Source organism: Nocardia sp. NPDC059177 (assembly GCF_042755165.1).
Taxonomy (GTDB): domain Bacteria; phylum Actinomycetota; class Actinomycetes; order Mycobacteriales; family Mycobacteriaceae; genus Nocardia.
This window is the reverse complement of the sequence record NZ_JBHZBX010000007.1, coordinates 181,622-194,352: the sequence shown is the minus strand read 5'-3', so window position 1 is coordinate 194,352 and position 12,731 is coordinate 181,622. Positions and strand designations below refer to the sequence as shown.

Sequence of the window (12,731 nt, the reverse complement as noted above, 5' to 3'; positions counted from 1 at the left end):
GAGGTCGTGCACGACCGTGCCGATTCCGAATGCGACAATGCACCCGTAACACCAACGCCAAGGAGGCACTCCGCAATGACGGCATCATCGCCCGCCCCCAGCCGCCGCGAGGCACCCGACCGCAACCTCGCACTCGAGCTGGTCCGCGTCACCGAGGCAGGAGCGATGGCCGCAGGCCGCTGGGTCGGCCGTGGCGACAAGGAAGGCGGTGACGGCGCGGCGGTCGACGCCATGCGCCAGCTGGTCAGCTCGGTCTCGATGAAGGGCGTCGTCGTCATCGGTGAGGGCGAGAAGGACGAAGCCCCGATGCTGTACAACGGCGAGGCCGTCGGCGACGGCACCGGCCCCGAGGTCGATTTCGCGGTCGACCCGATCGACGGCACCACGCTGATGTCGAAGGGTTCGCCCGGCGCCATCTCGGTGCTCGCGGTCGCCGAGCGCGGCGCCATGTTCGACCCGTCCGCGGTGTTCTACATGCACAAGATCGCCGTCGGCCCCGACGCGGCGGGCTCGATCGACATCACCGCCCCGATCGGCGAGAACATCCGCCGCGTCGCCAAGGCCAAGCAGTCCTCGGTCTCCGATCTGACCGTCTGCATCCTGGACCGCCCCCGTCACGCCGACATCATCCAGCAGACCCGCGACGCGGGCGCGCGCATCCGGCTGATCTCCGACGGTGACGTCGCGGGCGCCATCGCCGCGGCCCGCCCGGAATCCGGCGTCGACATCCTCGTCGGCATCGGCGGCACCCCCGAGGGCATCATCGCCGCCGCCGCGCTGCGCTGCCTCGGCGGTGAACTGCAGGGCATGCTCGCCCCCAAGGACGACGAGGAGCGCCAGAAGGCGATCGACGCGGGCCACGACCTGGACCGCGTGCTCTCCACCACCGATCTGGTCGCAGGCGAGAACGTCTTCTTCTGCGCCACCGGCGTCACCGACGGCGACCTGCTGCGTGGCGTGCGCTACTTCGGCGGCGGCGCGTCCACCCAGTCGATCGTCATGCGCTCCAAGTCCGGCACGGTCCGCATGATCGACGCCTACCACCGCCTCACCAAGCTCCGCGAATACTCCTCCGTCGACTTCGACGGCGACGACAGCGCCAACCCGCCCCTGCCGTGATCCACTGCCCTACCGGTGCCCGCGGACGGTGTCCGTGTGCGGGTCACCGGTGAGGTAGCGGCTGGGAGACGTGCCGACGGTTCGGCGGAAGGCGGCCAGGAACGCGCTTGGCGTCGCGTAGCCGACGGCGTGGGCTACCCGGGCGACCGGTTGACCTTCCGCCAGCAGCGGTAGCGCGGCCTGGAGCCGGACGTGGGTGCGCCAGCGATCGAAGCTCATGCCGGTGTCCTGGACGAACAGGCGGGTCATCGTCCGTCTGCTGACACCGACCGCGCGGGCGTGCGCGTCGAGACCGCGAGGGTCGGCGGGGTCGGCGAGCAGAGTGTCGGCGACCGACCCGACCCGGGCGTCGACCGGATACGGCACGTCGATCGGCAAGGCGGGCAAGGGATTCAGCAGGTCGAGCACGACTGCCTCGGCCCGTAGTCGCGCGTCCGCGGCGAGGTCGGTGCGGGCGAGGTGGACGAACAGGTGGGCCAGCAGCCCGTCGACACCCACCGGTGTCGGCCGGTCCCAGTCCAGCGCGCACCGCGCCGGGTCGAGATAGAGACCGATCAGCACCGCGTCGCGCGTCGCACCGGTCCGGTGCACGACTCCCGCGGGCAGCCACAGCGCGCGGGTGGGCGGCAGCACCCAGTAGGCGTCGTCGACCGCGACGCCGAGGACGCCGGTTCGGGTCCAGGCCAGTTGGTGATGGGTGTGGCTGTGCGGGGCGATCCAGTCACCCGAGGTCAGCGGGAACTGGCCGACGACGATCGTGCCCACCCCGGCCGGAACCGTACCGTCGACCTCGCTCATAAACCTCAGCGTATGTCCTCAACGCGACACGACCTGGCCTCCTCGCGGATTGTGGCCACCAGGACGCGGAAATACCGTCATTGGAGTGACTCCGACAACATCGTGTTCCCCTGGTATCAATCGTCGTCGGACAGCGTTGGTCGTGCTGTGTTTCGTGCAGTTCATGCTCGTCATGGACGACACCGTCGTGAATGTGGCGCTGCCGAGCATCCGCGCTGATCTCGGCTTCGACACCCCGGGCCTGGTCTGGGTCGTCAACGCCTACTTCCTGGCTTTCGGCGGACTACTCCTGCTGTTCGGCCGGCTCGCCGATCTGCTGGGCCGCAGGCGGGTATTCCTCACCGGGGTGGCGCTTTTCGGCCTGGCCAGCCTGCTCGGTGGCATCGCCCAGGAACCCTGGCAGATGGTGGCGGGACGGTTCGCGCAGGGCGCGGGCGCCGCCATGGCCGCGCCCGCCGCGCTGTCGCTGATCACGCTGATGTTCCCCGCGCCGGCCGAACGCGCGACCGCGCTCAGTATCTGGGGCGGCATCGCGGCGCTGGGCGCCACGATGGGTCTGGTGATCTCCGGCGCGCTGACCGACCTGCTGTCCTGGCGCTGGATCTTCCTGATCAATCTGCCGGTCGCCGCCGCCGCGCTGATCCTGGTCCCCGGTCTGGTCGCCGAGAGCCGAGCCGACAACCGGCCACGGATGGACGTGCCGGGAGCGGTGCTGGGTACCGCCGCGGTGTTCGCGCTGGTGTACGGATTGCTTCGCACCGGCGAGGTGGGCTGGGGCGACGCCACTGTTCTCGGTGCCATGGCCCTCGCGATGGTGCTGGTCATCGCGTTCCTGGTCGTGGAGTCGCGCGCCACCGCACCGCTGGTGCCCGCGGCCTTTCTGCGCGTGCGGGTCAGGGCCGTCGCCGATGGGGCGACACTGGTGTTCTCCGCGGCCGCCTACACCATGGCCTTCCTCCTGATGATCCAGCTGCAGACCGCCCTGGACTACAGCCCGCTCGTCGCCGGCCTCGCCTACCTGCCCTACGGCGCGGGGATCCTCACCGGCATGTGGCTCTCGGCGCGGGTGGTGCGGTGGATCGGGATGCGCTGGGCCATCACCTGGTCGTTCGTGGCCGGTGGGGTCGGGCTGGCGCTGCTGGCCGGTATCGCGCCGGGCGACGATTACGCGTCGGGAGTACTGCCGGGAATGCTGGTCACCAGCGTGGCGACCGGGTTGGTGTTGCCGATGCTGGCCACCGCGGCGATGGCGGGGACCACCGAGCGCGACGCCGGGCTCGGCTCGGCGTTGTTCACCTCCGCCCAGCAGATCGGTGGGGCCGTGGGGCTCGCGCTGCTGGTGTCGGCGACCTCGGACTACGCCGGTGCGCTCGGTGCGGCGGCCGGGCTGCTCGTGTTCGGCGCCGTCCTCGTCGCGGCGCTGTTCCGCGCCGAGGACGCACTCGCGCCCTGACGCGCCGGTCCGTCCCGCCGGCCCGGGTCGCCGACCTCGACGGCGTCGTATTCCACGATCGGATGTGGGATTTTCCGCTGACGTGGCGACCCCATTCGCGGGGATCTCGTCCTAGGGTCGAGGCATGGCTGATGACGACGCGCAGTACCGCATCGAGCACGACACCATGGGCGAGGTTCGGGTCCCCGTCGACGCGCTGTGGCGGGCGCAGACGCAGCGGGCGGTGGAGAACTTCCCGATCAGCGGGCGTGGGCTCGAGCGCGCGCAGATCCGCGCACTGGGGTTGCTGAAAGGGGCGTGCGCGCAGGTCAACAAGGATCTCGGGCTGCTGGATCCGGGGAAGGCCGACGCGATCATCGCCGCGGCGAACGAGATCGCGCAGGGCCGCCACGACGACCAGTTCCCGATCGACGTGTTCCAGACCGGTTCGGGCACCAGCTCCAATATGAACGCCAACGAGGTGATCGCCTCGATCGCGGCGCGCGCGGGCGTCACCGTGCATCCCAACGACGACGTGAACATGTCGCAGTCGTCCAATGACACCTTCCCCACCGCTACGCATCTGGCCGCCACCGAGGCCGTGATCACCGATCTCGTGCCCGCCCTCGATCATCTGCGGCTGGCCCTGCAGGACAAGTCCCAGCAGTGGCGCACCGTCGTGAAGTCCGGCCGCACGCACCTGATGGACGCTGTCCCGGTGACCCTCGGCCAGGAGTTCGGCGGCTACACCCGCCAGATCGCGGCCGGTATCGAGCGCGCCATGGCCACCCTGCCCCGCCTCGGCGAGCTCCCGATCGGCGGCACCGCCGTCGGCACCGGGCTCAACGCGCCCGCCGGATTCGGCACGAAGGTCGTCGCGGAACTGGTGCGCGCCACCGGCATCGACGCCCTGCGCGAAGCCACCGACCACTTCGAGGCCCAGGCCGCGCGCGACGGTCTGGTCGAGGTCTCCGGCGCGCTGCGCACCATCGCGGTGAGCCTGACCAAGATCGCCAACGACATCCGCTGGATGGGTTCGGGCCCGCTGACCGGACTGGGCGAACTGCAACTGCCCGACCTGCAGCCGGGCAGCTCGATCATGCCCGGCAAGGTGAATCCGGTACTGCCCGAAGCGGTCACGCAGGTGGCGGTGCAGGTGGTCGGCAACGACGCGGCCATCGCCTTCGGCGGCGCGAGCGGCGCGTTCGAACTCAATGTCTACATCCCGGTGATGGCGCGCAACCTGCTCGAGTCGATCCGCCTGCTGGCCAATGTGTCCCGGCTCTTCGCCGACAAGTGCGTCACCGGGCTGGTCGCCGACGAGGAGCGGCTGCGCACGCTCGCCGAATCCTCGCCGTCGATCGTCACCCCGCTCAACTCGGCCATCGGCTACGAGGAGGCGGCCGCGGTCGCCAAACAGGCGCTGCGCGAGAAGAAGACGATCCGCCAGACCGTCATCGACCGCGGCCTCACCCCGGACAAGCTGTCGGTCGCCGAACTCGACCAGAAACTGGACGTCCTGGCCATGGCCAACGTAGATCGAGCCGCCGAACAACGCTGACCCGGCCACGCACCCCCGACCTCGAGGAGGGGCCGTTCGCGGCCGGGTCGCCGGTCAGGTGCCGCTGCGTAGGCGACGAAGGAGCAAGCAGCGGTGCCTGACCGGCGGCCCCTCGGGGCCGCGAACACGCGGCGCCGGCCGCTATTGATACAGCGCCAGTTCGGCGCGGGCCTTCTCACCTGCTTCGCTGAAGTCGGTGCGGGTGAAGATGTTCCAGCGCGCCAGTAGCGGCTTGAACACCAGCTCGGCCTCGTTCGCGGGGTCGTAGATGCCGGCCGCGGCCAGCGCCTCGTCGCTGGAACCGCCGCCGGGCAGGTCGACGTGCGGAACCCGGAAATCGGCGACCCGGTCGGCGATCGCACGCACCGCCTGGTCCGGGACCAGGTCGAGGGCGGCCGAGACCAGGGTGGCGAAGAACTCGGCCTGCAGTTCGTCGTCGACGGCGATCTTCTCCGCGATGGCGGTGACCACCGGGTTCTCGCCGAGCGCGGCGGTGTTGCGGTGCCGGATACCGGCGGCGACCTCTTCGAAGGCACAGGTGGCCAGCACGTCGATCAGGTGCATGGGCGGACGGTTGAAGCCGTCGGTCATGTGCTGCATGCGGGCCCGCTCGAGCGCCACCGGATCCACCGACCGCGACACCATCAGGTAGTTGCGGATCAGGATCTCGTGCCGGTTCTCCTCGGCGGTCCAGCGACCGACCCAGCGCCACCACGGACCGGTGCGCAGATTCTTGCCGAGCTCGCGGTGGTAGGAGGGCAGGTTGTCGGCGACCAGGACGCTCACCGTCAGCGCGAGCACCGCGGTCGCGCTGAGCTCGGACTGCTCCGGGGTCCAGTCGGTGCCGCCCAGGAAAGCGAAGTTGCGCCCGTCCGCCCAGGGCACGAACTCGTGCGGCTGCCAGCCCTCGGCTACCTCGATGTGATGGTTGAGGTTGATCTCCACCACGTCGGCGAGTGCTTCGAGCAGCTCACGATCGGTCAAAGTTTTCTGCACCAGGACAACCTAGTACCTCGGCCCTGAGCGCGGGGACCGAAGGGGCAAGCAGGCCCCCGCGCTGGGACGGGACACAATTATTTGGGTGTCACCGTGGTCTCGCCACCGACCCAGGTGATGGTGCCGCCGGTGAAGTCGCTCTGCTTGCCACCGGGGATGTCCTTCTCGTCGCTGGTCGGGTAGCCCAGCGTGCCGTTGGCGCCGCCGTTGTCCTCCCAGGCCTCGCGGATCTCGCCCCAGACGATGTGGGCGCCGGAGTCGCTGCTCCAGTAGATGGTGCCGCCGTCGAAGTCCTGGTATTCGCCACCGTTCGGACCCGCTTCCTGGGGGTCCTCCGGGAGGCCGAGCGGGCTGTTCGTCCCGCCCGCGGCGACATATTTCTTGTACACCTCGCCGGAGACGACGATGTCGCCGTCGTCCGGGGTGGAAATGGTGGTCGACTCGCCCGCGGCAGCGGTGCCCGAGGTGGTGGCCATGCCGGTGGTGGTCTCCGTGCCCGCGCCGGTGGTGGTCGTAGAACCGGCGCCGGGGGTGGTGGTCGGGCCACCGCCCATCATCGAGGTGACGGTGGCGATTTTGTCCTTGGCGGTGTCGTTGTCGTCGTCGCTGCAACCGGCGGCGAGCAGCAGACCGGCCGCGGCGAGCACCGCGGCCCCTCCGGCGGCGGAACGTCGAGCGAAGTGGTTCATATCCATCCTCTCGCGAGTGGCCCCCCGGGGGCACGCCCCCGGAATGGAGCCTGGCCGACATCCGCAACGGCCCGGCAAAACGATGTTCGCCGAGCCGTTGCTGGATTGGTGTCGAGAGCGGATATTACCCACCGTCCGGCGATTTCACGCCGATTCGAGCGGGTGCCGCCGCCTGATAGCCGAGGTCAGGAGTTGGGTCCGTATTCCTCGAGCATCTCGGTCACCAGCGCCGCGATCGGCGAGCGCTCGCTGCGGGTGAGCGTGATGTGCGCGAAAAGCGGATGGCCCTTGAGCTTTTCGATCACCGCGGCCACGCCGTCGTGCCTGCCGACGCGCAGATTGTCGCGCTGGGCGACATCGTGGGTGAGCACCACCCGAGAGCCGGTGCCCAACCGGCTCAGCACCGTCAGCAAGACATTGCGTTCCAGCGACTGCGCCTCGTCGACGATCACGAACGAATCGTGCAGCGAGCGACCGCGGATGTGGGTCAGCGGCAGCACCTCGAGCATGTCGCGACTGAGCACCTCCTCCATCACCTCCCGGCTGGCCAGCCCGTCGAGGGTGTCGAAGACGGCCTGCGCCCACGGCCCCATCTTCTCGCTCTCGGAGCCGGGCAGGTAGCCCAGTTCCTGCCCGCCGACCGCGTAGAGCGGCCGGAACACGACCACCTTGCGCTGAGTCCGCCGCTCCAGCACGGCTTCCAGGCCGGCCGTCAGCGCCAGCGCCGACTTACCGGTACCGGCGCGCCCACCCATCGAGACGATCCCGATGCTCTCGTCGAGCAGCAGATCCAGCGCGATGCGCTGTTCGGCCGAGCGCCCGTGCAGCCCGAAAGCCTCCCGTTCCCTGACCAGCTGCACCCGCTTGTCGGCGGTGACCCGGCCCAGTGCGCTGGAGCTGCTGCCGAGCAACCGGATGCCGGTGTGGCAGGGCAGTTCCCGCGCCTCGTCGAGGTCGATCACCGATTCGGCGTAGAGCTGGTCGATCTGGGCGCCCGCCACGTCGAGCTCGGTCATCCCGCTCCAGCCGGAGGTCACCACATCCTGCGCGTGGTACTCGTCGGCGGCCAGGCCGACCGCGCTGGCCTTGACGCGCAACGGGATGTCCTTGGACACCAGCATCACTTCCTCGCCCTCGGCGGCGAAGTTCAGCGCGCATGCCAGGATGCGGGAATCGTTGGTGTCGGAACGGAATCCGTGCGGCAGTACCGACGGATCGGTGTGGTTCAGCTCCACCTGCAGGGTGCCGCCGTCGGTGCCGATCGGCAGGGCCTGATCGAGCCTGCCGTGCTGAACACGCAGGTCGTCGAGCATGCGCAGGGCCTCGCGGGCGAACCAGCCGAGCTCGTGGTGGTGTCGCTTGGCCTCCAGCTCGCTGATCACGACCAGCGGCAGCACCACCCGATGTTCACCGAAGCGGGTCACCGCCCAGGGGTCGGACAGGAGTACGGAGGTGTCGACGACGAAAGTTTTGCGACCGGAACGCGAGGGGCGCTCCCCCTTCTTCGAGGCTTGCTTGGAGTTCTTGGCCGTGTGCATCGCATGAGCGGAAACGGAGCGTGCAGCAGTCACGGTGGGCTCCTTATGTGTTCACGCGGCACCGCGTGAACGATCTCGCTGGACCGGTCCGTCCTGGTGGGCTGCCGACGCGCTGGTCAGCCGCCACGAGGGCCGGGTGCCGGCCCTCTCGCACTGAGTAGCTCAGTCACGGTCAGGACCTCCCGTACGAGTCACACCGATGCAACCCGCATCTCCGACGCTACCGCCGAACGCGCGGCAGCGCTGGCAGACAGCAGGACGCGTCGGTGAATTTGTCGTTAACCAGCACCGACGCAGCAGATCCCGGCACAGGCGTGTCGCCGCGCGCTAGAGTCGGTGGCATGGCCGATGACCAGGATCTGGAGCAGCTGTCGTCCAAGGAACTGCACGACCGCGCGGTGCGCGCCGCCGTGCGCCACGGCGATGTGAAATTCCTGTGGGAGCTGCTCAAATCCATCCCGGCCGCGCGGGCCGAGGCCGGCGATCTCGGCGAGAGCGAGGCCGACATCAAGTACGTGCTGCCCATGCTCGACGACTACGTGCACGCCGGCGACGGCAAACTCGCCGACGTGCTACGCCCTACTTACCTCGCCTACCTGCGCAAACACTCCTGATCAGCGGCCACGCACGGCCGCGATCAGGCCGTCGCGGGTACCGCGCAGCAGGTCGCCGTAGCCGAAGTGGTCGTCCCACAGGATGATTCGGCCGTCCGCGAGCTCGAAATTGCCCGAGACGTGGAACGCGATGCGGACCGGCCCGAGCCGCAGGTAGTCGGTGCGGTCGGTGGCCACCAGACCGCTGGCGTTCTGCGCGATGTAGTGCATGTCGGCGGAGAAACCGAAGTGCTTGCCGCCGAGCCCGCGCAGCACCGGCCCGACCCGCTTGATCCCGCGAACATCCGGCGCACCGGTGTTCTTCCAGACGATGTCGGGATGCACCAGTTCCAGCGCCTCGGCGACGGCGCCCAGTTCGAGCGCGGCGAAGAACTCGCGCACGACGGTGACAGCGTTCTCCGGCAGCTCCGGCTCGTCGGTCATGCTTGCGAGCGTAGAACCTGAGCGCGCCGGTGACCAGACCCGTTCGACTCAGCGGTCGGCGCGGTCCGCGATCAGCACCGCGAGACCGTCCAGGATGCGTTCGACGCCGTAGGCGAAGGCCACGCCCGGCTCGGCGCTGCCCGCCGACACCGCCGCCGCCTCCTGCGCGAAGGCCGCGCTGACCGCCGGGTACCGATCGCCCGCGGCGGTCATCATGGCGGCGAACTGGTCGGTGAACTGCAGTTGCGCATCGCCGGCGACCGAGGCGAAGACCTGGGCCAGGCTGCGGGCGTGCCCGTTGAGCAGCACGATCGTGTCGAGCCGTTCGGGGCCGGTCAGGCCGGTGCCGTCGAGCGCGGTGAGCGCGGCCTCGGTCCAGCCCATCTCGTTGGGGCCGAACGGCCGGATGCCGAGGGTGAGTTCGATGGCCCAGGGGTGCGCGCGGTAGCGCGCGAAGATCGCGTCGATCCAGGTCCGCAGGCCGCTGCGCCAGTCACCGGGCACGGCGTCGAACACGGGGGGTTCGCCGATCGCGGCGTCGAGCATCAGCGCGGTGAGTTGTTCCTTGCCCGGTACGTACCGGTAGAGCGACATCTTGGTGAAGCCGAGGCGTTCGGCCAGCCGCTGCATCGACAGCGCCGACAGTCCTTCGGCGTCGACGAGCGCGATCGCCGCGGCGACGATCCCGTCCAGGGTGAGGGCGGGTTTGGGTCCGCGCTTGGGGCGGGCTGCGGTACCCCACAGCAGTTCGACGGTGGTCGGCGGCGGCATCGGTCCATCCTCTCGAGAATTCCGGTTGACGCAGAACTGTGTCTACCATACTCTTATTCGTGTCCACCGGATACAGATTCCAGCGGACACAGAATCCGACCGAGGAGCAGACATGCGCAACCAGACCGTTCTCGTCTCCGGCGCCAGCATCGCGGGCCCCGCCCTGGCCTACTGGCTGCACCGCTACGGCTTCAGTGTCACCGTCGTCGAGCGCGCGCCGGCGCTGCGTCCGGGTGGTCAGGCCGTCGACTTCAAGGGCCGCACCCACCTGACCGTGCTCGAACGGATGGGCGTGCTCGACGCGATCCGCGCCCGCCGCACCGGCACCACCGACATGGTCTTCGTCGACGCGGACGGCCGTGAGCTGGCCGTCGCGCCCGGCGAGTTCACCGGCGGCGACCTGGAGATCCTGCGCGGCGACCTGGCCGAGGTCCTCTACGACACCACCGCAGGCCAGGTCGAATATCTTTTCGGCGACACCGTCACCGCCCTGCGCGACACCGGCGCGGGCGTCGCGGTGGAATTCGAGAACGCCGCACCGCGCACCTTCGATCTCGTCGTCGGCGCCGACGGCATCCATTCACGGGTCCGCGCGCTGGCCTTCGGCCCGGAATCGGACTACGTGACCCACCTCGGTCACTACTACTGCGTGGCCGGAGCGAGCCGCTGGAGCGATGCCACCACCCCACGCGAACGCGCCGTCGGTTACGCCCACAACACCCCGGGCAAGCTGGCCGTCGACGGCGGGTCCAAGGCCCAGCAGATGTACATGTTCGCCTCCCCCGAGCTCGACTACCCACGCAACGACACCGCCGCCCAGCGCCGGATCATCGAGGAGACCTTCGCCGACATGGGCTGGCACGCGCCGCGCATGCTCGCCGAACTCGCCGACTTCGACGACATCTTCCTCGACTCGCTCAGCCAGGTCAGGATGAACGGCGGCTACACCCGCGGCCGGGTCGCCCTCGTCGGCGACGCCGGCTACGGCAACGCCCTGGGCGGCTTCGGCACCGGCCTGGCCGTGGTCGGCGCCTACGTGCTGGCCGGCGAACTCGCGCTGGCCGACGGCGATCACGTGGCCGCCTTCGCCGCCTACGACCGGATCATGCGGCGCTACGCGAAGATCGCGGGCAACAGCAACGCGGGCCGCTTCCTCGCCCCGAAGACCACCATCGGCATCAGGGCCCGCAACTGGTTCCTCGGCTCACGCCTGTTCGCGCTGATGGCGAAGTTCGGCGACAAGGCCGCCAACGACATCGACCTCGTCGACTACCCGGCGCGAACCCTTGACTTGGAGTGCACTCCAACTCATAACCTCGAATCATGAGCATTCGCCTCGGTTACCAGATGCCCAACTTCAGCAACACCTCCTCGGTGCGCGAGCTGTTCCCCACGGTGATCGCGCAGACCAGGGCCGCGGAGGCCGCCGGCTTCGACGCCGCTTTCGTAATGGACCACTTCTACCAGCTGCCCCTCATCGGTGCGCCGGATGAGCCGATGCTCGAGGCGTACTCGGCGCTGTCGGCGCTGGCCACCGCGACCGAGCGAATCCAGTTGTCGGCCTTGGTGACCGGCAACACCTACCGCAATCCGGCGCTGCTGGCCAAGACGGTGAGCACGCTGGATGTGGTGAGCGGCGGACGCGCGGTGCTCGGGATCGGCGCGGGCTGGTTCGAGCTCGAGCACCAGCAGTACGGGTTCGAATTCGGCACGTTCACCGAGCGTTTCGAGCGGCTCGACGAAGCGCTGCAGATCATTTCGCCCATGCTGCGCGGTGAACGTCCCACCTTCGAGGGCAAGTGGTACCGCACCGAGCACGCGATCAACGAACCCCGCCTGCGCGACGACCTGCCGATCCTGCTCGGTGGCGGCGGCGAGAAGAAGACCTTCCGCCTGGCCGCGCAGTTCGCCGACCACCTCAACATCATCTGCAACGCCTCCGAACTCCCCGCCAAAGTCGAAGCACTGCACCAGCGTTGCGCCGAAGCCGACCGCGACCCGGCCACCCTGGACACGAGTTTCCTCGCCTTCGTCATCGTCGACACCGACGGCGACCGCGCCCGCAAACTCCAGGCCGACATCCTCGCCCGCCAGGGCATCGACCTGTCCACCCTCACCGACGCCGAACGCCGCACCACCATGGCCGACCGCCAATTCGTCGGCACCCCCGACGAAGTCGCCGACCAGATCCAGACCCGGGTCCTCGACCACGGCATCACCGGCCTCATTGTCAACATGGTCGCCAACGGCCACGAGCCCGGCGCCCTCGACCTGGCAGGCCAGGCCTTGAAGCCGCTGGTCAGCTAGCCCGCCGAGCCGGTGGGTGGGCGGGATTGCGGGTAGGCGCCGCTGATGTCCCAGTCGATGTCCACGCCGCCGAAACACCCGCTGGTCCGGGCGGTTCCGGTGCCGTGCGGCGCGAGCACGATCGACCACCGCTGGTACTCGATGGACTGGGTCGGTAAGGGCGCGGGCTTGGTCATGTCCGTCCACGGCTCGGTGTGCATGACCACGCAGGTGAGCGTGCCGTAGACGACGTAAGCCTCGTCGTTGTCGTTCACGCACTCCGCCCCGTCGCACCAGACCCCCGGCGCCAGATCGACCGCCGACGCGGCAGGCATCGCCAGTGCCATTGCCGCGCAGGCGGTCCCGGCCAGGACAGCGAAACGCAGAAGTCGTTGTGATGTCATCGTTCCCCCCGATGTCGATCGCTGGTATTTCCGACAGCGTACCGACTGCCACCGACAATTTCCGCCGAGAATTTTTCCCGGACAAGGGAACCGGGAGCGG

Annotated in this window: 13 protein-coding genes; 6 read left to right on the top strand and 7 right to left on the bottom strand. The window is 69.2% G+C overall.

All coding sequences use genetic code 11. The annotated features are described in order from the left end of the window. Window positions 1–75: 75 nt before the first annotated feature. Window positions 76–1,119, top strand: coding sequence for a class II fructose-bisphosphatase (glpX, locus tag ACFXK0_RS11725; protein ID WP_379410053.1), 1,044 nt, complete (start codon window positions 76–78; stop codon window positions 1,117–1,119). 9 nt (window positions 1,120–1,128) lie between these two features. On the opposite strand, the gene ACFXK0_RS11720 is transcribed toward glpX, so the two are convergent. Continuing rightward, a complete protein-coding gene (locus ACFXK0_RS11720) occupies window positions 1,129–1,917 on the bottom strand; it encodes an AraC family transcriptional regulator (RefSeq protein WP_379410052.1) in 789 nt (262 codons plus the stop codon). A 154-nt stretch (window positions 1,918–2,071) separates the two neighbouring features. On the opposite strand from ACFXK0_RS11720, the gene ACFXK0_RS11715 reads away from it, so the two are divergent. Both ACFXK0_RS11715 and ACFXK0_RS11710 read left to right on the top strand, forming a co-directional pair. Next, window positions 2,072–3,370, top strand: coding sequence for an MFS transporter (locus tag ACFXK0_RS11715; RefSeq protein WP_379410051.1), 1,299 nt, complete (start codon window positions 2,072–2,074; stop codon window positions 3,368–3,370). A 124-nt stretch (window positions 3,371–3,494) separates the two neighbouring features. Further along, the gene (locus tag ACFXK0_RS11710; protein ID WP_379410050.1) at window positions 3,495–4,910 is read left to right on the top strand and encodes a class II fumarate hydratase; all 1,416 of its coding nucleotides are present in this window, start codon (window positions 3,495–3,497) and stop codon (window positions 4,908–4,910) included. A 141-nt stretch (window positions 4,911–5,051) separates the two neighbouring features. Here ACFXK0_RS11710 and ACFXK0_RS11705 read toward each other — a convergent pair whose 3' ends face one another. The 3 genes from ACFXK0_RS11705 to ACFXK0_RS11695 form a co-directional block, all read right to left on the bottom strand. Then, complete coding sequence (locus ACFXK0_RS11705; RefSeq protein WP_379410049.1) at window positions 5,052–5,906, bottom strand: acyl-ACP desaturase; 855 nt, start codon at window positions 5,904–5,906, stop codon at window positions 5,052–5,054. Window positions 5,907–5,983: 77 nt separating this feature from the next. Beyond that, a complete protein-coding gene (locus tag ACFXK0_RS11700; RefSeq protein ID WP_379410047.1) occupies window positions 5,984–6,595 on the bottom strand; it encodes an LGFP repeat-containing protein in 612 nt (203 codons plus the stop codon). 185 nt (window positions 6,596–6,780) lie between these two features. Continuing rightward, entirely contained in the window at window positions 6,781–8,166 is a 1,386-nt protein-coding gene (locus ACFXK0_RS11695) for a PhoH family protein (RefSeq protein ID WP_379410046.1), read from the bottom strand. Between the two features lie 308 nt (window positions 8,167–8,474). Here ACFXK0_RS11695 and ACFXK0_RS11690 point away from each other — a divergent pair, with 308 nt between their 5' ends. Then, window positions 8,475–8,747 carry a hypothetical protein gene (locus ACFXK0_RS11690; protein ID WP_379410045.1) on the top strand — a complete coding sequence of 91 codons (273 nt, stop codon included), beginning with the start codon at window positions 8,475–8,477 and terminating at the stop codon, window positions 8,745–8,747. Here ACFXK0_RS11690 and ACFXK0_RS11685 read toward each other — a convergent pair whose 3' ends face one another. Next, window positions 8,748–9,170, bottom strand: coding sequence for a limonene-1,2-epoxide hydrolase family protein (locus ACFXK0_RS11685; RefSeq protein WP_379410044.1), 423 nt, complete (start codon window positions 9,168–9,170; stop codon window positions 8,748–8,750). 48 nt (window positions 9,171–9,218) lie between these two features. After that, window positions 9,219–9,941 carry a TetR/AcrR family transcriptional regulator gene (locus tag ACFXK0_RS11680; RefSeq protein WP_379410043.1) on the bottom strand — a complete coding sequence of 241 codons (723 nt, stop codon included), beginning with the start codon at window positions 9,939–9,941 and terminating at the stop codon, window positions 9,219–9,221. 112 nt (window positions 9,942–10,053) lie between these two features. Here ACFXK0_RS11680 and ACFXK0_RS11675 point away from each other — a divergent pair, with 112 nt between their 5' ends. After that, window positions 10,054–11,268 (top strand): FAD-dependent monooxygenase, encoded by a 1,215-nt coding sequence (locus ACFXK0_RS11675; protein WP_379410042.1) that lies wholly within the window; start codon window positions 10,054–10,056, stop codon window positions 11,266–11,268. Continuing rightward, window positions 11,265–12,248, top strand: a complete 984-nt coding sequence (locus ACFXK0_RS11670) for an LLM class F420-dependent oxidoreductase (protein WP_379410041.1) — start codon at window positions 11,265–11,267, stop codon at window positions 12,246–12,248. The genes ACFXK0_RS11675 and ACFXK0_RS11670 overlap by 4 nt, the downstream gene beginning before the upstream one ends. On the opposite strand, the gene ACFXK0_RS11665 is transcribed toward ACFXK0_RS11670, so the two are convergent. Further along, window positions 12,245–12,631, bottom strand: a complete 387-nt coding sequence (locus tag ACFXK0_RS11665; protein WP_379410040.1) for a hypothetical protein — start codon at window positions 12,629–12,631, stop codon at window positions 12,245–12,247. The genes ACFXK0_RS11670 and ACFXK0_RS11665 overlap by 4 nt on opposite strands. Window positions 12,632–12,731: the final 100 nt, after the last annotated feature.

Coding starts and splice junctions, on each gene's coding strand:
- glpX (WP_379410053.1), top strand. CDS start 76: ATGACGGCATCATCGCCCGCCCCCAGCCGCCGCGAGGCACCCGACCGC.
- ACFXK0_RS11720 (WP_379410052.1), bottom strand. CDS start 1,917: ATGAGCGAGGTCGACGGTACGGTTCCGGCCGGGGTGGGCACGATCGTC.
- ACFXK0_RS11710 (WP_379410050.1), top strand. CDS start 3,495: ATGGCTGATGACGACGCGCAGTACCGCATCGAGCACGACACCATGGGC.
- ACFXK0_RS11700 (WP_379410047.1), bottom strand. CDS start 6,595: ATGAACCACTTCGCTCGACGTTCCGCCGCCGGAGGGGCCGCGGTGCTC.
- ACFXK0_RS11690 (WP_379410045.1), top strand. CDS start 8,475: ATGGCCGATGACCAGGATCTGGAGCAGCTGTCGTCCAAGGAACTGCAC.
- ACFXK0_RS11685 (WP_379410044.1), bottom strand. CDS start 9,170: ATGACCGACGAGCCGGAGCTGCCGGAGAACGCTGTCACCGTCGTGCGC.
- ACFXK0_RS11680 (WP_379410043.1), bottom strand. CDS start 9,941: ATGCCGCCGCCGACCACCGTCGAACTGCTGTGGGGTACCGCAGCCCGC.
- ACFXK0_RS11675 (WP_379410042.1), top strand. CDS start 10,054: ATGCGCAACCAGACCGTTCTCGTCTCCGGCGCCAGCATCGCGGGCCCC.
- ACFXK0_RS11670 (WP_379410041.1), top strand. CDS start 11,265: ATGAGCATTCGCCTCGGTTACCAGATGCCCAACTTCAGCAACACCTCC.
- ACFXK0_RS11665 (WP_379410040.1), bottom strand. CDS start 12,631: ATGACATCACAACGACTTCTGCGTTTCGCTGTCCTGGCCGGGACCGCC.